Below are 18,269 nucleotides of genomic sequence, written 5' to 3'. Positions count from 1 at the left end.
ATGTCAACGGCTAGACTACCCCCTGATCAATCATCGCGTCGGCAACGCGACGGAATCCGGCAATGTTGGCACCAAGAACTAAATTAGTTGGCTGATCGAACTCCTCAGCCGTGCGTTTTGCGTCGGTATAAATCCGGCACATAATGCACTGTAATTGCTCGTCGACTTCTTCTTTTGACCACCGTGTCAGGCTTGCGTTTTGCGCCATTTCAAGTTGGCTCGTTGCTACCCCACCGGCGTTTGCGGCTTTACCTGGACCAAAAGCAATGCGCTGTTCAACAAACAAATCAATGGCTTTTTGAGTGCACGGCATGTTTGCACCCTCGATCACCGCTTTCACGCCATTTTCGAGGAGACACTGTGCATCATGTTCATTCAGTTCATTTTGTGTGGCACAGGGGAACGCAACGTCCGCTTCGTAGCGCCAAATTTGCTCACCGTCTTCCGGGTAGTCTTCGCGTGCAGTAAACTCAGCATCCTCGTGAGTATCACAATATTCGCTCAAACGGCCATGACGCACCTCTTTAATCTCTTTGACTAAGTCGAGATCGATGCCTTTTTGGTGATAAATCGTGCCATTGGAATCCGAACACGCAATGGGTTTAGCGCCAAGCTCATAAAGCTTTTCCATGGTATAGATGGCAACATTGCCCGAGCCCGAGACCAAACAGCGCTTGTTTTCGAGACCATTATTCACATCTTCCAGCATATTCTGAGCAAAATAGACGCAACCGAAGCCGGTCGCTTCTTTACGCAACTCAGAACCGCCCCATAGAATACTTTTGCCGGTCAAGACACCATCAAAACGATTGACCAAACGCTTATATTGCCCAAACAAATAGCCAATTTCACGGGTGCCGACGCCAATATCGCCGGCGGGAACATCTGTGTTGGGGCCAATATGCCGATGTAATTCGGTCATGAAAGACTGGCAGAAGCGCATGATTTCTGCGTCGGATTTACCTTTTGGATCAAAATTAGCGCCGCCCTTACCACCACCGATGGGCAACCCAGTCAGCGCATTCTTGAATATTTGCTCAAACCCAAGAAATTTCACGATAGAAGCATTAACGCTTGGATGAAAACGCAGCCCGCCCTTATAAGGGCCTAAGGCCGAATTAAACTCAATTCGGTAGCCTTTATTGACCTGAATTTTACCGTCGTCATCCACCCAAGGTACACGGAACATGATTTGCCGTTCTGGCTCCAACAAACGCTCAATGATTGAATGTTGTCGGTATTTGGGATTTCTTTCGAGTAACGGAGCTAATGACTCCAAAATCTCTTCCACTGCCTGGTAAAACTCAGTCTGCGCTGGGCTGGTTTTCTTTAATTGCTCAATACTATCGTGAATGTAGGTCATTCATCCTCCTTGTTTGTACTGCTATCGATACGCGGAGCAGGCTGATTTTGACCACCTTGCAACAAATTCAATTGCGTCGCTGGACCCTCGTCCGGTAAGTCGAATTCCATCACAATACCAAACTCTTCGTTAAATAAAACGTTAGCGCTCGAAGCGTCCACCAAGAACGCCGATTGCCCAGTGGCTTGGGCCGTTAAACCAGCGTCGGTATGACGTATGCTAATAACGAAGTTGGGCTGTAACTGGTAGTCACCTACCAAGCGTTGGGCTTGCGCATCAGTTAATTCAATGGCCGTACGTACTTGCACTTCATCACTGACTTTTTCACTGAATTCCGGCTCTGCTTCTTCCAATTGGTAATAGTTCAAACCTGTTACTGTGCCAGCATCGTCACGGACCACTTCGAAATAAACCAAGGTATCAGCAAACACGAACTGATCGTTACCAACATAGCGAGCTGCATAGGGCCGACCGTCGCCACGCTTACTGTAGAGCACACCTTCTTTGATAAAAATTGTACGAAGCGTGTCCTCGTCGACGCGATACGTTCCTACCAACGCCTGTAATTCAGCATCATCAATGTTGACTGATGCTTGCTCAAGTGGAAATGGCTGACCCATCAGTTGTGCAGCAATACGCATCGCGGTGCCCGAGGACCCCATCCCAGGCCCCATACGGTTGGTTAAGGCAACCACCGACAGTTCATGTTCAGGTAACCACAACCCGAAAGCACTAAAACCATGAATACCACCACCATGACTGATCATCTTCGTGCCACGTAAGCTGACGATATCGAGCGCATAGGCATAGCTATTAAGACCTTGACTGGCGTCGATCATTTGCGCATAGCTTTCTGGTTCCAGCACTTGCCCCGTATGTAATGCATATTGCCAGCGCGCCAGCTCCGGCGCCGTAGAGTAAAAAGCTCCGGCAGCGTGCGGTTGCGTCATACTGATAAACGGTGCGTTGGTGAAGCCATTTTCGTACATGTAGCCTGGTACACGACCCGCCACGATCTCGGCCTCATTAAAGTAGCCGGTGAATGCCAAACCTAACGGTTCAATCAACTCAGCTGCAATATACTCATGCCAACTCATACCCGATAACTTTTCGATGATCGCCCCCAGCACCACGTAACCAGAGTTGCTATAGCGCCAATCCTCGCCGGGGACAAAATCGAGCGGTTGATCGGAGGTCAATGCGATGATTTCCTCAGCAGTAACATCCGCTCGAATAGCATTACCCATCATGTACTCACCATCATCGGTATAGCTTGGCAATCCAGAGGTATGATTTAGTAATTGGTGAACGGTCAGTTCGGGTTCGTGAAAGTTTGGCAACACATCACCCACCTGAGTCTGCATGGTTAACTTACCCTGCTCAGCTAAACGTAATACGGCCGCAGCGGTAAACTGTTTGGTAATGGAGCCTATCTTAAGAACATGTTCGGGCTGCATGGCGACCTCTAATTCGAGGTCAGCCATGCCGCGGGCAGTGTGGTAAATCACGTTACCTTGATGTACGACTGCGACGGTAACTCCCGGCTCATTGGCGGCATAAATGCGCTCAAGAATAGCGTCGAGCTGCTGCTGCGAAGCGTTCGTCGAAGTTTGCTCTTGTTGCGCTACTCGCGGCTCTTCAGTGCGATTAGCGTCGGCACCTTGATCGCAGCCGACGAAGCCGAAACTCAGGGTGATCAAAAAAATGAGATGGGTACGCATGGTCGTCTCCTTAGTATTATTTTTGTTCAATAGTAGACGAGCTTTTTCAATACTGCCTAGGACATAAAAAAAAAGCGCTGACCGAGGTCAGCGCTTGTCTTTATCTAACTGCGATTTGTGACTTAAGCGCGACGACGCACTAAAGCCAAGAATAATGCACTTAAACCTAACCATAGCGGGAATGAACCGCTGGTGGTCGCATGGTCGATGTTCGGCATCTCTTCTTCACCTGGAGGCGCTGAGCCGCCATCATCAACATCTGGATCGCCGCCATCGTTATCTCCGGTATCACCTTCAACGGTGGCAATGGCTACGATGACAGGATCGTGGTCCGAGCTGCGATACGGGTCGGCATTATAGAAATTCGCCTGATTGGTCTCGCTCTTATATTCGACGTTGTAATCCAGAGCGACGGGTTCATCAGCGTTAATGTGCCAATTCGCAACAGCGACAACTTTATCCGACAAACTCGCTGATGCAAGTGCATGGTCGAGCGAGCCCGACAAACCTTGGTACAAGTAAGTATGGTTCTCTGCACCTAGTTCAGCCATTTGTAGATCGGTCATACCGCCATCAATCAACGCTTGAATCGGATCTTCCATGCCATAAGCATTTAAGTCACCGATAACCAATACGTCTTCGACATCACGTCCAGTCGGATCACCAGCAAGCCAATCTAGCATCGTTTCAGCCGCTTGTACGCGCGTCGCATTCCAGCAACCTTGGCCATCGCCGCTATCTTGGTCGCCTGCCGCTGCGCTATCACTACAGCCGCCTTTCGAACGGAAATGGTTAACCACAACGGTCACTTCATCTTCATTCAGTAGGTCATGGAACGTTTGGGCAATCGGTGGACGGTTACCAAAATCGAATGGCGCATCGGTCGTAAATACCGCTGTACCTGTTTCAGCAACACGGTCCGTACGATAAATCATGGCGTTGGTGATAGAGTCACTACCGACAAAGTCAGAGCCCTCAAACACAACATAGGCCCAATCGACACCGCTTTCAGCGCTTACTTCAGCCGTGAGCTGAGCAATGGCACTGTTTTCACCAAACCCGTCGTTTTCGATTTCATTAAGGCCGACAATGTCAGCATTCATGTTGACGATTGCTGCAACAATTTTGGCGAGTTGACGTTGATACTCAGCTTCTGTATCCGCACCGCGATCCGTCGGGAAGCCACCACCTTGACCATCACCGTTGTAGAGGTTCTCAACGTTAAATGAAGCGATACGCAAATCACCTTCGTCAGCTAATTCAGGACTATCGGTACGAGGGTTCGTGTCGACGTACTGCAATTCTTCAGTAGGTACTAAGCGGTACTCACTGAAAGAATAATTAATGACACCAGTTGGATTGGTGATTTCGGTACCAACACGTAATGAGTTTAACGCACTCAAGTTACCCGCTGGGAATGGCACAACGTCGGGGTTACTGCCGCTCATCGCATCATCAATCAGCATCGAGCTCAAACCTAGATTCGGTTCTTCGGCTTCACCTGGCGCAGCCACTTGCGTTGGGGTGTAATGGCGTTCGTTAGAAATCGCAAACTCACCATAACGGCTTAAGGTATCAACGCTGTTAACCACCACAGCATGATCAAACGTAACCAGCATGCCTTCGATAGCTTCGAAGTCTGCCATTGCGCTTACTGGCAATGAAAGTGCCGCTGCACTTACCGTTTCACCTGAACTACAAACGGTAATATCGGTAAGGTTACTGATTTGCGTTGAATCGTAGTACTCACTTACTGGACCAGCTAAGCGGACACGGTCACCAACGCTTACATCGGTGTCTTGATGGTAAACGAAAATACCTTCTGAGGTAGCTGGGTCACCGTCTTGATCGGCATCTTCTTCTTGCAAGAAGAACCCGCCAAGTGAACCACTACCACCTTGATGGTCGGCGGTCACGATAGCTTCAACGACAACTTCCTGATCCACCATTGGACTGCTAAAGCCTGAGCCCTGCACCGCCGAAATTAGCGTGGCACTATCACCACAAGCGCCAAATTCAGGAGCTGGTTCTGGTTTCGGTTCAGCGGGAGCCTCACCGAAGCCTAAGTGGAAGCCAAGGTCACTGATATCATCACGTTCATAACTATCAAACTCAACATGAGGTTCATAGACATCACTTGGATCAGTATCACCTGAAGTAATACTATCTTTACGGCGAAGCGTTTGCTCGGCCATCGCTACGCCTTCGCTTGCCCAGTCCTCATCGACGCCAACTTGACCCATCGAATCAATGACGACTTCACCGTCTTTCAAAACTAACGCATCGTTGCCGTTGTAATACAAGTTACCGGTTTTATCTGCAATCGCTAAAATTGACTCATTTGCTGATGGGTGGGCAACCACGAACAAGCCATTGGGCGGAAGAGTCCCTTCTAAAGGAACCGTATTTCCAGCTTCAGTGCTGCCATTTGAGTAAATTTCTAAAACATAAGTGCTCAGATCAACATCTGCGCTACCTGCGTTGAAAAATTCTACAGCCTTGTTGTTCGAACTGCCTTCGATATACTCTGAAATGATTATGTCCGCATTAGCGGCGCCACTCGTAAGGAGCGCTGATAATGCGATTGCTAAATTATGACGTTTCATAGTCCATTCTCTTATTGTTTGTAGTCCACATTTGATATGCGTTAGGCACTATAACGCAAATTTTGTAACAACTTAATGACTTTTTATTACACGAGGATGACGCCATGTCGAAAACTTATGAAATAAGTTTAAAGCGTATTTACGAACCAGTGAGTGCCTCTGACGGCACGCGAATTCTCGCCGACCGCCTTTGGCCGCGGGGCATCAAAAAAGCCCAAGCGCAACTCGATGAATGGCTAAAAGAAGTGACGCCCTCGAACGACTTACGTAAACGCTACCATGCCAAAGAAATTACCTTTGAGCGGTTTGCCGAAGCCTATCTCCACGAGCTTAAGCGTAATGCCGACGCGCTGCTGCCGTTAATGCGTGCTGCCCGCCAAGGACCGGTTACATTATTGAGTGCGGTCAAACAGCTGGAGCACTCCCACCTCCCCGTGCTACGTTACGCAGTAGAGGACGCTCTGCGCCACGAAGACGAACAAGCGAATGGTACCGAGAACAGTTCTCCTGTCTGCTTCGCCAACGACTATCAACCACACGACTAACGAACCATGAACTTATGAGTCACGATTTTATTGAAGTTTACGATAACGCCTTGAGCCCTGATTTCTGCGAAGCCTTTATACAAACCTTCGACGCCAGTCCTCACCTGCAACAGGGGCGAACTGGCGGTGGTGTGGATGTCAGTAAGAAGCACAGTAGCGATTTGTACTTAAATCAATACTCGGATTATCAAGAACAACTTAAGGTTATCCAACAAACAACCTTTCACTACGCGGTTGAGTATTTCAAAAAGTACCGTTTTGCACTCATTGCCCCTCTGGCACTTCAAGTGCGCCACCCGAAAACCGGCGAGGCGGTCGCCCTTACCCATGAAAACTTCGATGAAGTCGCCGCCGGCAATGAAGCTGCTTACATGCAACTACTTTATCGCCTCGGCCCGATCCAGGCACAACGCTATGCGCAAGGCAAAGGTAACTATAACTACTGGCACTGCGAAGTTTTTCCAGAGAAAAATAGCGTAGAAGCGCTGCATCGCACATTGCTATTCATGTTTTATTTGAATGATGTTGAAGAGGGTGGCAGTACCGACTTTTACTATCAACAGCGGAGCATTCAACCGCGCCAAGGCCGCATGGTCATTGCACCAGGCTATTTTACCCATACCCACCGCGGTAGCACGCCCATATCCGGTGACAAATATATACTCACCAGTTGGATATTGATGAACCCTGGTGCGCAGATTTTCGGCTAGGTTTGGTCATCACAGTTATCAGGCAGCACTAAGCCGGTACCGTCTTGGTCTCGTACATGTACATTCACCTCGATACCGCTACGAACGCTCTGTGTCACCACGCAAAAATCCTCGAACTGAGCGAGTACACGGTCAAGCTTTTCAAGCTTAGCGGCGCTGTTCCCTAAGCGTAAATCGACATCCATACTGGTCACGCGCCAACGACCATCAACACGTTCAAGATGGCCTTTTACCGTTGCCGTGACTTTGCCCGGATCACCTTTGTATTTGCGGATAGCGAACATCAAACTCGCCGCCAAGCAATTCGCTGTTGCAGCAGCCAGTAAGCGGCTTGGATTTGGGCCTTCACCTGCGCCGAGCGGCTCGGGTTCGTCAGTAATGATTTCACCGAATTCACCAAAATCGATCGCAAATTTATAATTGTCGAGTAACTCAAGATTTACCTCAAACGTCGGATTTTCCATGTGATCCTCTCTTATTTCTGCCATAATCACGGGCTGTATTTTTACGAGTAACTTGCCACCAATCGTATGCGCCAGGAGAATGCTTCTATGTCGAAGAATCCGCTGTACATTCCCTATGCTGGGCCAAACCTGCTTGAAACTCCCTTGCTCAATAAAGGTAGTGCTTTTACCCGCGAAGAGCGAGCCATGTTCAATCTTACCGGTTTGTTGCCGCCACGCTACGAGACCATCGAAGAGCAGGTGCAGCGTTGCTACATGCAATACTCAAGCTTTGACACTGCACTGAACAAACACATTTATTTGCGCGCGATCCAAGATAACAATGAAACGCTGTTTTACAGATTACTACAAGATAATCTGGAAGAGATGATGCCGATCATTTATACGCCAACTGTTGGCGATGCCTGTGAACAGTTTTCGGATATCTATCGCAGCTCACGCGGTCTATTCATTTCGTACGAAGAACGTGACCAACTCGATGATATTTTGCGTAATGCCACGAAGCGTAAGGTAAAAGTCATCGTTGTAACCGATGGCGAGCGCATTCTTGGTCTTGGCGACCAAGGCATTGGGGGGATGGGGATTCCAATCGGTAAACTGAGTCTGTACACGGCGTGTGGCGGCATCAGCCCGGCTTATACGCTCCCTGTATGTCTTGATGTCGGTACCAATAACGAAAAGCTTCTTAACGACCCAATGTACATGGGCGCACGCCACAAACGCATTGACCAAGCCAGCTATGATGAATTCATCGAGAAATTTATGCATGCGGTGCGTCGTCGTTGGCCGGAAGCCATGATTCAGTTCGAGGACTTTGCGCAACCGAATGCAATGCCCATTTTGCAACGCTATCGTGATGATTTCTGCTGCTTTAACGATGACATTCAAGGCACTGCTGCCGTCACCGTAGGCACTTTACTCTCGGCCTGCAAAGTCAAAGGTGTCGCCTTAAAAGATCAACGTGTTGCTTTTGTCGGAGCAGGTTCTGCAGGCTGCGGTATTGCCGAGCAAGTCATCGCCCAAATGGTTGCGGAAGGACTTAGCGACCAAGAGGCGCGCGCTCGCATTTACATGGTAGACCGCTTTGGCCTTCTCACCGATGGCATGGACGGCTTACGTGATTTCCAGCAAGCTCTCGTGCAACCACGTCATCAGCTCGAAGACTGGCAACATAGTGGTGACTATCCATCGCTACTCGATGTCATGCATTGCGCTAAACCGACGATTCTCATTGGCGTGTCAGGCCAACCAGGACTCTTCACTGAGCAAGTCATTCGTGCCATGCACCAGTACACCAAGCAACCGATTATCTTCCCGCTATCCAACCCATCGCGACAAATTGAAGCGCATCCGGCGCATGTCATCGAATGGACCAACGGTGACGCTATCGTCGCAACGGGCAGTCCCTACGATGCAATAAAATTCAATGGTAGCGCGTTCCCGATCGCTCAGTGCAACAATAGCTATATTTTCCCCGGTATTGGACTTGGAGTACTTGCCGTAAAAGCGCGGGTTATTAGTGATGAAATGCTTATGGCAGCCAGCAATACGCTCGCCGATGCCTCGCCGCGGGCAAATGGTGAAGGCGATACGTTACTGCCGCCACTGACCGAGATTGCCGAGCTAAGTAAGCGTATCGCATTTGCTGTTGCGAAAGTGGCGCAAACGCAAGGGCATGCGCTTGAGATCAGCGACGAGACACTCATGGGGCGTATCGAGGGACACTTCTGGGCGCCTGAATACCGTCACTATAAGCGGATTAGTATTTAACCTTTCTTAACTGGCAACATCGCTCGTTTCCTTGTATGTTCAATAACCTACAGGAGAGGAAATTGAGCGATGCGGCATTCTTCTACTTTACTGCAGCTAAGTCTACTCGTGCTCGCGTTTAGCGCAGCCATTACCACTGCTTGGGCGCAGCAAAAGCAAGAAGATGACAATGAGGTTGCCGATCAAGAACTCATCGACGACGTACGAAGTGGCTTGCACACCACAGTTAGTGCGACTGCGGCGTGGCTCGACTCTTTTTTCACCGAGTCCGTCGACCGCTCAGCCTATGACGATGTCTATGGTAGCCTCACCGTAGCGCCCCAATGGGACGAGTATGATGGCTTTGAGGTCGATTCCAGCTTCCGCGCACGCGTTGTATTACCGCATGCTGAGCGCAAATTCTCGGCGGTCATCGGCCGCGGTGATTTCGACGATTTTATCAATGACCAACAAACCACTAGACCTACGGTTATTCAACGTGAACAGGCCGATGAAGAATGGATGGTCGGCCTTGGCTTCGATCCAGTCGTACGCGATGACCATAGCCTATCATTCGGTGCCGGATTTCGTGGTGGTTTAAAGCTTGATCCCTATGTGCGCGCACGCTACCGCTTCGAAGAAATTCTCAGTGAAAGCAGCGAACTTCACTTCCAAAGTGTAGGGTTTTGGCGCGATAGTGATGGCTTCGGTATTGCGCAAACCATCGAGTATGATGTCGCGCTAAGTGAACAGTGGTTTAACAAATTTTGGGTACGCGGTACCTTCGCTGAACGCACTGAAGGAGTGCGTTGGCACGCTTCTGAAAAGCTTTATTATATTTACCATCATGAGCGCGCTCTAGGCGCAGAAGTATGGTGGTATGGCGAAACCGAACGCATCGTTCCGCTGCAAGATTACGGCGTAAAAGCGCTGCACCGCTCGCGCTTTTTGCGCGATTGGCTATACCTCGAAGGCTGGGTCGGGCTGCATTGGCCGCGCGAATTTTTAGACGAGTCGCGCCAACCCCGTTGGTTGGTTGGTATTGAGTTTGAATTGCAGTTCGGCGACTAAATCACTACCACAACTGCAAAGCCGCACCAACACTCCGAGCACCCAAGCCAACCGCTACGAGCACGACCACCAATGCCAGCACATTCTGCCGCCAACTGTTGCGGTAGCCACCCATCATCTTATGGTTGCAAGCCCAAACTAAGAACAACGCCATGATTGGCAACAGTAAGCCATTAGCGACTTGCGCAAACCAAATAACGGTCACGGGTTTGATTTGCAGCGATGCGATGATGACGCCAATAGTGATGATACCGATCCAGGTTAAACGAAACGGCAGCCCTTTCAAATCACCACTCCGTCCGAGTATCCCGCTTAGGGCGTAGGCGGAAGCCAACGGCGCAGTAATTGATGAAGACAAGCCAGCGGCAAATAAGCCTAAGGCCATCAACCATGTGGCCCAATCCCCCGCCAAGGGCTGCAAGGACTGACTCAGGTCAGCTGCCCCCTCGATACTTAACGCCTTGCCAAAAAATGCTGCTGCCGCAGTTGAGACAATGGCAACTGAGATCAATCCGCCTAAAGGAATCGACACCCACAAATCACGCCGCGCCTTGTTTAACTGTTCTGGTTGCTGCCACTTCTTGGCGGAACTCGCTGCATGTAAGAAAAGGTTATAAGGCACAACAGTGGTACCGATCAGCGCAATGACCGTTAATACTGAGCCAGAGGGTAGGCTAGGTACCAGTAAGCCTTTGAAGAACGCCGTCCAGTCGGGCTGCACCAGCAAAAAGGTGGCGACAAAGGTGAGACTCATCAATAACACCAGCCCGATCAATACACGTTCCAACAATACGTAGCTGCCGCGCCACAAAAGTCCCGCCGCTAAGCCACCAAGAACGATAGGCAACCAAGCGGCCTGTTCGCCAATAACCCCAGCAACGCCCATGCTTGCACCGGTTAAATTACCGCCTTGATAAACACTATTACCAATGATCACAGCAGCGACCACCAACACGATAGCGCCCCAACGTAATAGCGGCTGCTTGACCTGTTTTCGTATCGCCTCACCTAGTCCCTGTTGCGTGACAACGCCCAAGCGCGCGGCCATTTCTTGTAAAATCATCGTCGCGAGTACCGAAAAGACCAGTGCCCATAACAGCGCATAGCCATAATTAGCGCCGGCTAAACTTGCTGTTACAACCGTTCCAGGACCGATGAAAGCCGCAGCGACCAAGGTCGCAGGACCAAAACTAAAACCTTTACGCATAGAAACCCGCGCCTCTTGCTTGTCGCCGATGATGGCGTATGCTGAATAAATGAACTTAAACTAAGTTACGCAAACAGCGAGAAAACCGCAATGTATCAAGCACAGCTTTCGTCTCCTTTGGGTCCAGTTGTCGTAAGTAGTGACGGCGACAACGTCACCGCCATCGAATTTGGTTCAAGCAACCGAGTCAACACATCGACGTGTCGCGTACTCAACGAAGCCCTAAGACAACTCGAAGACTACTTCGGCGGGCGCCGAAAGCAGTTTGACTTGCCTCTGAAACCAAGCGGTACCGAGTTTCAGCAGCGCGTATGGCAAGCATTGACGCAGGTGCCATTTGGGCAAACCGCAAGCTACGCCGCTATTGCCGACGCAATCCATAACCCTAAAGGTGTGCGAGCCGTCGGCATGGCGAATAGTAAAAATCCGATTGCAATTGTCGTCCCCTGCCATCGGATCATTGGGGCAGACGGTAGCTTGACCGGCTATGCTGGAGGTCTCGAGAAAAAAGAGTGGTTGTTACAGCACGAAGGCTGTCATTGGTCAAAATAGTAGCGGTACATTGCTTCAGCGTGCTGTGCGACCTCGGTTCTTAAACTCGTCGGCGCAATCACCTCTATCTGCGCACCGTGACTTAAGATCCACACCAACAATTCGGTCGAGAGCTCAGCATCCGCTTTTAACGTAAAGGTATCAGCATTCGCTGTAAGCTTTTGTGACTTATTTAACGGATAAGCCTCGAGTTGCGGTTGCAACGCAAGATCACATTCCAGCTCGATTTCTACCGTTTCACCCGACAAACGATTAGAGTGCAATCTTCCGTTGCCGTTACTGCGGCGTGATGCGCTTCCGTTGGAAGCTAAGGGCAGCAATGGCGCATCCGCAAGTAAACTCCAGCCAAACGGCTTGCACCGCTCATCTGTTGTCAATGGAAACACTTCTGACAATTCAACGAGGTTACGCTGAATCGTACGTACACTCACATCAATCCCTTGCTCAGTAAGGCGTTCCCGCAGGGTATTGACGTCGATTTTCTGCGGCTGTTTGGGTATGTGCCGCAACATTAATAGGTAGCGCAGTACCGTTTGCATGACTGAACTCCCTTTCTGATTCAGTGTCGGTTCTATGCAAGGTTATACCCCCACTGCGACATGTTACGTCGCAGCATTTCATTTTTGTAAAACTATCGCAAACTTTTAGGGATAACGCTGTATTTTTAAGCAGGGTAACAAGAATTGAGATACACTTGATCACACCACAAATGGAGGTGATGACTATGAACCGCTTACTTATGTTACTCGTTGTTGGCATCGGCCTATTCGCCGCTGAGCCTGCACTAGCGCAAGCACAGAATGCTTCGCAAGGGCAAGAAAAAGCCGAAGATGCAAAGAAAACAGCTGAAGAACGCAAGGCTGAACTGCGAGAAAAAATGAAGGCTGAGCATGAAGCGATGAAAGCCGAACGTGAAGCACAGCGCAAAGCCTTACAAGATGAAAGTAAGAAGAAGAAAGATAACGGCAAGAAGAAAGACAACGGCGATAACTGATAACCGTTGTTTGCTATTTGCTGTTTGCTGTTCGTAAAAACAAAGAAGAAAGTCGATCGTTTTGTGATCGGCTTTTTTTTGTGCTCAGCGAGTAACTTAGGCTACACTGTGGTTACTAAAATTATAATAAATTCGCCACTATGACCGAACCAAGCCAAGAAGCACTGACGAACGAACAAGCACCGCTTTCGCGCAGTGATGCTAATAGTCAGCACCGTTGCAAAAATTGTGATAGCGAACTGCTCGGCGAGTTTTGTCATGTGTGCGGGCAGCAAGACCGCCATTACATTCGCAGTATTTTCGCCGTCGTTGGCGACCTAATGGGTGAAATCAGCCATTGGGACTCACGCTTTTATCGAACGCTTTTCAGTTTGTTCATGCGGCCTGGTTTTCTCACCCACGAATTTGTGAAAGGTCGACATGCCTCGTATGTGCCGCCATTGCGGCTGTATTTTTTCATTTCGTTGATTTCGTTTTTAGTACTGACGACCCTGATCGACTTTGATAACGTCAACGCGATACAAACCGAGACCACGCCGGAACAACAAGCTGAGCTTGAAAAGCAACTTCAGCAAACCGATAAAGTGCTCGCCGAACAAGGTATAACTGTGCCCGTTCGACCGCCAACAAGTGAGCTCACCGACCCCTTCGGCAACCTTAGCGTGTCGCTGCCATTAGCAACAGAGGAAGAAGAGGCGCAAATCGAACAGCGCATTAGAGAGCTAGCAAAAGAACCCAAAGTGCTCACCAAACGGCTGGTTTCACTAGCACCACAAATGATGCTGATCATGCTGCCTTTCTGGGCATTATTCTTGAAGCTTATTTATGCTTTTTCTGGACGCTATTACCTAGAGCATCTGAGCGCCGCATTGCATACACACGCGTTCTTACTACTTTCATTGATGATCTTGACGGTGCTCTCGAAAGGGTCTGCTTGGGCAGCAGACATGACCGGTTATGGTGTCATTGAGGAAACGATTGACTGGGCCGAGAATATCCTACTCGTCTGGATGGTAAGTTATATGCTTTTCACGCAGAAGCTTTTTTATGAGCAAGGCTGGCCAATGACGCTCTTCAAATTCGCGCTCTCAGGCTTGGCATACATTGTTTTACTCAGTTTTGCCTTTATCATCATGTTGTTTATCGGCATATTAACAGCGTAACTTAACTATCTAACGAGGCTTTATTTTGCCAAGCACACATCCCGTCATTATTATTCCCGCGTATAATCCAGACCAAAGCTTGGTTAACGTGGTAGACGCCCTCCAGCGTCAAGCTGACCCAGAGCAGCGCATTGTAATAGTGAACGATGGGAGTGATGATGATGCATTGTTTAAATCCCTACAAAGCCGCGAGCAGCTAGAAATTGTTACCCACGAGGTGAACAAAGGTAAGGGCGCAGCATTAAAGACAGGGTTTCGCTGGGTCATTCAGCACTATCCCGCAGCGCAAGGCGTTGTTACTGCTGATGCCGATGGTCAGCACCTACCAGAAGATGTCCTGGCAGTACTGCAGGCATTCAGCAATAAACCGGACGCACTCTGGCTTGGCAGCCGTAATTTTTCCGAAAAAGGCATTCCCTTTCGCTCTTGGTTGGGCAACAACTTTGCCCGTCTCACCTTCCGTCTAGGCTTACGCATTAATATTCCTGACACACAAACAGGTCTACGCGGTATTCCCCAAAAGCTGTTAGCTGAACTTGTAGAGTTACCGAGCGATCGCTATGAGTTCGAACTGGATATGCTTATTCTTGCGAAGCGAGAAAAGCTCGCGTTTGAGAGCGTTGCCATTCAAACCGTCTATGAGCAAGGCAATCAAAGCAGTCATTTCAAGCCACTGCAAGACTCTGCGCTCATTTATAAGAAATTCCTGAAGTTCTCGGGCGTGGGTATAGCCTCAGCAGCAATCGATTACGGGCTTTTTGCGCTGATTTATGGCTTCACTGGCGAAATTCTGCTCGCCATCGCCGTCGCCCGCCTGTGTTCGGGGATCTTTAACTTTAGCCTGAACCGTCAATGGGTATTTGGTAAAGGTGGCACGTTAGTTCGTGACGCCTCACAGTACACCCTACTTGCAGCCATCCTCGTTGGCGCAAACTATGCCCTGACCAAAAGTCTATTATTGCTTGGAGTATCTCCTTTCATCGGTAAACCGGCCGCCGAAGTCATTATTTTCATGCTCAGCTACCGGTTACAAAAGAAACTCGTCTTCAAATCCGTATAGTTGATAAACATACAATCAAACTGCATTTTTATGCAGAATAAAATATTCCACAAATCCTTTGCACAACTTTTTATCCCTGTGTTAGCTTTGACCGTGAAAGGTCTTATAGTCCGCTAGTCTATGCGTATTAGCACCCGCTAAACTTGACTATACAACCAGCGCAAAATCCTTTGATTTGGCTATTCGTTATACAACTTTACCACCAGTTCAGCTTTACAGCGCTTTTATTTCAGCTATTGTTGAGTTGTATACACAAGTATTCCTATTTGTGATTTTAACAGAACAACATAAGCTCATAACAACTATAGATTATTCAGGGTGACCACATGAAAAACCACATAACTTCTCCCCTTGCCGTCGCCATAGCTTTTGCGTTATTGCCGTCAGCAAACGCCCAAGCTCAAGCAACCGCTACTGATGAAGGCGCCAGTGCCGATGAGCGCATTACCGTTACTGGTTCGCGCCTCCAACGTGTAGAGGCCGAGAGCGCAGCGCCCGTGCAAGTTTTCACCGCCGAAGACATTGAAGTGTCTGGGGTAACTTCAGTTGAGCTCATCTTGCAAAAAATGTCAGCCTCAGCTGGTTTTGCTGGCAACCAAAGCAACGCCTATTGGACCGGTAACGGTTATGGCACGGCACAAGTCAACTTGCGCGGCTTAGGTATCAACCGTACGCTGGTGTTATTAAACGGTCGCCGTATCGTCAATGGTGGTACCGGCGCAAACAGCTCCGTTGACCTCAATATGATCCCGGTCGAAGTTATCCAACGCATTGAAGTTCTAAAAGATGGCGCATCAGCTATCTACGGTGCCGATGCGGTCGCAGGCGTTGTAAATATCATTACCAAGAAAGGCTATGAAGGCTTCAGCATCGAGGGCCGAGTTGGTGCCACTGATGAAGGTGATGGCCAAGACCGCAACGTCAACATGATTATCGGTGCGAGCAGCGACAAAGGCCAAGTCATGGCTACCTTAGGTTACCGCTCTTCGGATGAAATCAACATGGCCGACCAAGCAGGCTGTGCCTTAGGTGAGTTGACACCTGGGCAGCTTGACTGTTTTGGTAGCTCGAGCACTATTGGCGGCCGAGCGACGATCCTAACTGGACCAAATGCGGGTGAGCGCATCAATTTTAACCAAGACCCTAATGGTGATGGTGACTTTTACGAACCCTACAGTTCTGCGGCGCACAACTTTGCGTTTTTCCCTTACCTTAACGCCGTAAACCCAATCACCAACTGGAATTTCTCCACGTTTGCGAACTATCAACTTTCTGCTGACACCACAGTGTTCACAGAAGTTCTGTACAACAATCGCAAGTCTGAGCAGTTAGCTACTCCGGGTACGTTACGCGGCATCGAATTTGCTGCAGATCATCCGACCAACCCAGTGGGTGAAGCGGTTCGCTTGGATGGTCGCCGCTTGTTGGAAGGTGGCCCACGTATTTTCTTCCAAGACGTCAATACCTTCCGTACCGTGGTTGGCTTAAATGGTTACCTGGATAACGGTTGGCAATGGGACGTCGCGTATAACTATGGCCGTAACACCGCTATTGATGGCATGACGAATATTGTCAATATGGAACGTTTAGCTCAAGGGCTTGACGCCGAAAACTGCGGTTCAAACGGCGCTCCTTGTATTGACCTGCTTGGTTACGGTGGCCTTGATCAAGAAGCGCTTGACCACATCATGTTCCGTACCACGGATAATGGCGGTAATGAACAACGTTCATTGTCTGCAAACCTTTCCGGTGACTTGTTTGACCTCCCTGCGGGATGGGTTCCGTTTGCCTTTGGTGTTGAACACCGTAAAGAAAAAGGCTGGCGCCATCCCGATTCTTCTATCGCTGCAGGTATCATGAATACCAACCAAGCCGACCCTATCGAGGGTAGCTATACGGTCAACGAAGTTTACGTTGAAACTGCAGTGCCGTTATTGCGCGATCAAGCTTTTGCCCAAGACTTAAGCGTCGAGCTCGCCTATCGCTACAGTGACTATGACTCGTTTGGTAGCGATGGTAACTACAAAGTTGGTTTACAATGGCGCATTAACGACGCCTTCAAAGTACGCGCAACTCAATCAACAGCATTCCGGATTCCAAATATTCCAGAACTGTTTGGCGGTGTAGCTGAAGGTAATCTCACCACCACCGATCCTTGTGATGGCTGGGACCAAGCTGGTGCAGATCCAACGGTTGCGGCCAACTGTCAGGCTGATGGTCTCCCTGCTGGCTATGAGCAGTTCGGTGCAACGGTTCTTACCACCGTTGGCGGAAACCCGAACCTAAAACCTGAAGACGCAGATACCTTTACGGCTGGCTTCGTCTGGGATGTACAATTCGTTGAAAACCTGCAAATTACGCTGGATTACTACAACATCGAAATTGAAGATGCGATCCAAACTATCCCAGGCTCAACTAAACTCTCGGCGTGCTATAACTCAGATAACTTATCGCACCCATTCTGTAGCCCAGAGCACTTTACCCGTGATTCGCTGACTGGCGATATCAACTTCTTGTCGGCGCAACCAACAAATGCCGCTACCGAGAAAGTTTCAGGCCTTGATCTTGCGATGTTCTACAAAACCAACGTTGCCGGTTGGGAAAGTGATTTCTCTTGGAACATGAGTTACTTAGATGAGTACACCTTTACTCCTTTCGCAGGTGCCCCGGCGATCGAATACGCGGGTTACATTACCGGTGGTCGTGGTAGCTATACACACTTACGTTCAAATGCGACAGCAACATTCGTAAAAGACGCATGGCGCTTCCACTATGGTGTGCAGTACATCGGCGGTGCGGATGATATCAACGCTTCGCCAGGTGACATCGGCGACCATGCACCAAGTGTTTTCTATCATAATGCACAAGGCACTTACTTCTTCAATGAGAAACTGAGTGTTACGGCTGGTGCGAACAACCTGTTTGACAAGCAACCTCCGTATATCCAAAGCTGGACTGATGCCAACACAGATACGATGACTTACGACTTACTTGGTCGCCAGCTCTATCTGAAAGTTCGCTACAGCTTCTAAGCTAAGTAGAACATCAGTTGCCACTTGCTTTA

At 49.2% G+C, this 18,269-nt stretch carries 15 protein-coding genes; 9 read left to right on the top strand and 6 right to left on the bottom strand.

The genetic code is table 11. From position 1 onward, the window contains the following. Nucleotides 1–10: 10 nt before the first annotated feature. From gdhA to CWI70_RS10535, 3 genes are all read right to left on the bottom strand, one after another. On the bottom strand, nt 11–1,363 hold the full coding sequence (gdhA, locus tag CWI70_RS10545; protein ID WP_126773515.1) for an NADP-specific glutamate dehydrogenase: 1,353 nt from the start codon (nt 1,361–1,363) through the stop codon (nt 11–13). Then, on the bottom strand, nt 1,360–3,084 hold the full coding sequence (locus CWI70_RS10540; RefSeq protein ID WP_126773513.1) for a serine hydrolase domain-containing protein: 1,725 nt from the start codon (nt 3,082–3,084) through the stop codon (nt 1,360–1,362). Before CWI70_RS10540 ends, gdhA begins: the two co-directional genes overlap by 4 nt. A gap of 122 nt (nt 3,085–3,206) precedes the next feature. Beyond that, on the bottom strand, nt 3,207–5,690 hold the full coding sequence (locus CWI70_RS10535; protein ID WP_126773511.1) for an ExeM/NucH family extracellular endonuclease: 2,484 nt from the start codon (nt 5,688–5,690) through the stop codon (nt 3,207–3,209). A gap of 104 nt (nt 5,691–5,794) precedes the next feature. On the opposite strand from CWI70_RS10535, the gene CWI70_RS10530 reads away from it, so the two are divergent. Together CWI70_RS10530 and CWI70_RS10525 are read left to right on the top strand one after the other, a co-directional pair. Continuing rightward, nucleotides 5,795–6,235 carry a DUF488 domain-containing protein gene (locus CWI70_RS10530; protein WP_126773509.1) on the top strand — a complete coding sequence of 147 codons (441 nt, stop codon included), beginning with the start codon at nt 5,795–5,797 and terminating at the stop codon, nt 6,233–6,235. A gap of 14 nt (nt 6,236–6,249) precedes the next feature. Beyond that, entirely contained in the window at nt 6,250–6,945 is a 696-nt protein-coding gene (locus tag CWI70_RS10525; RefSeq protein ID WP_126773508.1) for a 2OG-Fe(II) oxygenase, read from the top strand. Here CWI70_RS10525 and CWI70_RS10520 read toward each other — a convergent pair. Then, entirely contained in the window at nt 6,942–7,409 is a 468-nt protein-coding gene (locus CWI70_RS10520; RefSeq protein ID WP_126773507.1) for an OsmC family protein, read from the bottom strand. The two genes, CWI70_RS10525 and CWI70_RS10520, sit on opposite strands and share 4 nt — an antisense overlap. An 87-nt stretch (nt 7,410–7,496) precedes the next feature. Between CWI70_RS10520 and CWI70_RS10515 the strand changes: the two genes are divergently transcribed. Both CWI70_RS10515 and CWI70_RS10510 read left to right on the top strand, forming a co-directional pair. Continuing rightward, entirely contained in the window at nt 7,497–9,179 is a 1,683-nt protein-coding gene (locus tag CWI70_RS10515) for an NAD-dependent malic enzyme (RefSeq protein ID WP_126773506.1), read from the top strand. A 69-nt stretch (nt 9,180–9,248) separates the two neighbouring features. Next, nucleotides 9,249–10,229, top strand: a complete 981-nt coding sequence (locus CWI70_RS10510; RefSeq protein ID WP_126773505.1) for a hypothetical protein — start codon at nt 9,249–9,251, stop codon at nt 10,227–10,229. Between the two features lie 4 nt (nt 10,230–10,233). On the opposite strand, the gene CWI70_RS10505 is transcribed toward CWI70_RS10510, so the two are convergent. After that, nucleotides 10,234–11,436 carry an Nramp family divalent metal transporter gene (locus CWI70_RS10505; RefSeq protein ID WP_126773504.1) on the bottom strand — a complete coding sequence of 401 codons (1,203 nt, stop codon included), beginning with the start codon at nt 11,434–11,436 and terminating at the stop codon, nt 10,234–10,236. A 90-nt stretch (nt 11,437–11,526) separates the two neighbouring features. On the opposite strand from CWI70_RS10505, the gene CWI70_RS10500 reads away from it, so the two are divergent. Next, on the top strand, nt 11,527–11,988 hold the full coding sequence (locus tag CWI70_RS10500) for a methylated-DNA--[protein]-cysteine S-methyltransferase (RefSeq protein WP_126773503.1): 462 nt from the start codon (nt 11,527–11,529) through the stop codon (nt 11,986–11,988). On the opposite strand, the gene CWI70_RS10495 is transcribed toward CWI70_RS10500, so the two are convergent. After that, entirely contained in the window at nt 11,973–12,527 is a 555-nt protein-coding gene (locus CWI70_RS10495) for a WYL domain-containing protein (RefSeq protein ID WP_126773501.1), read from the bottom strand. The two genes, CWI70_RS10500 and CWI70_RS10495, sit on opposite strands and share 16 nt — an antisense overlap. 185 nt (nt 12,528–12,712) lie before the next feature. Here CWI70_RS10495 and CWI70_RS10490 point away from each other — a divergent pair, with 185 nt between their 5' ends. From CWI70_RS10490 to CWI70_RS10475, 4 genes are all read left to right on the top strand, one after another. Further along, the gene (locus CWI70_RS10490; RefSeq protein WP_126773499.1) at nt 12,713–12,982 is read left to right on the top strand and encodes a hypothetical protein; all 270 of its coding nucleotides are present in this window, start codon (nt 12,713–12,715) and stop codon (nt 12,980–12,982) included. Between the two features lie 140 nt (nt 12,983–13,122). Further along, entirely contained in the window at nt 13,123–14,145 is a 1,023-nt protein-coding gene (locus tag CWI70_RS10485) for a DUF3667 domain-containing protein (RefSeq protein ID WP_126773497.1), read from the top strand. Nucleotides 14,146–14,170: 25 nt separating this feature from the next. Then, the gene (locus CWI70_RS10480; RefSeq protein WP_126773495.1) at nt 14,171–15,205 is read left to right on the top strand and encodes a bifunctional glycosyltransferase family 2/GtrA family protein; all 1,035 of its coding nucleotides are present in this window, start codon (nt 14,171–14,173) and stop codon (nt 15,203–15,205) included. A gap of 326 nt (nt 15,206–15,531) precedes the next feature. Then, nucleotides 15,532–18,237 carry a TonB-dependent receptor plug domain-containing protein gene (locus CWI70_RS10475; RefSeq protein WP_126773493.1) on the top strand — a complete coding sequence of 902 codons (2,706 nt, stop codon included), beginning with the start codon at nt 15,532–15,534 and terminating at the stop codon, nt 18,235–18,237. Nucleotides 18,238–18,269: the final 32 nt, after the last annotated feature.

Origin of the sequence: Pseudidiomarina homiensis (assembly GCF_003987225.1) — a bacterium.
Lineage (GTDB): Bacteria > Pseudomonadota > Gammaproteobacteria > Enterobacterales > Alteromonadaceae > Pseudidiomarina > Pseudidiomarina homiensis.
This window is presented reverse-complemented; position numbering and strand designations above follow the sequence as displayed.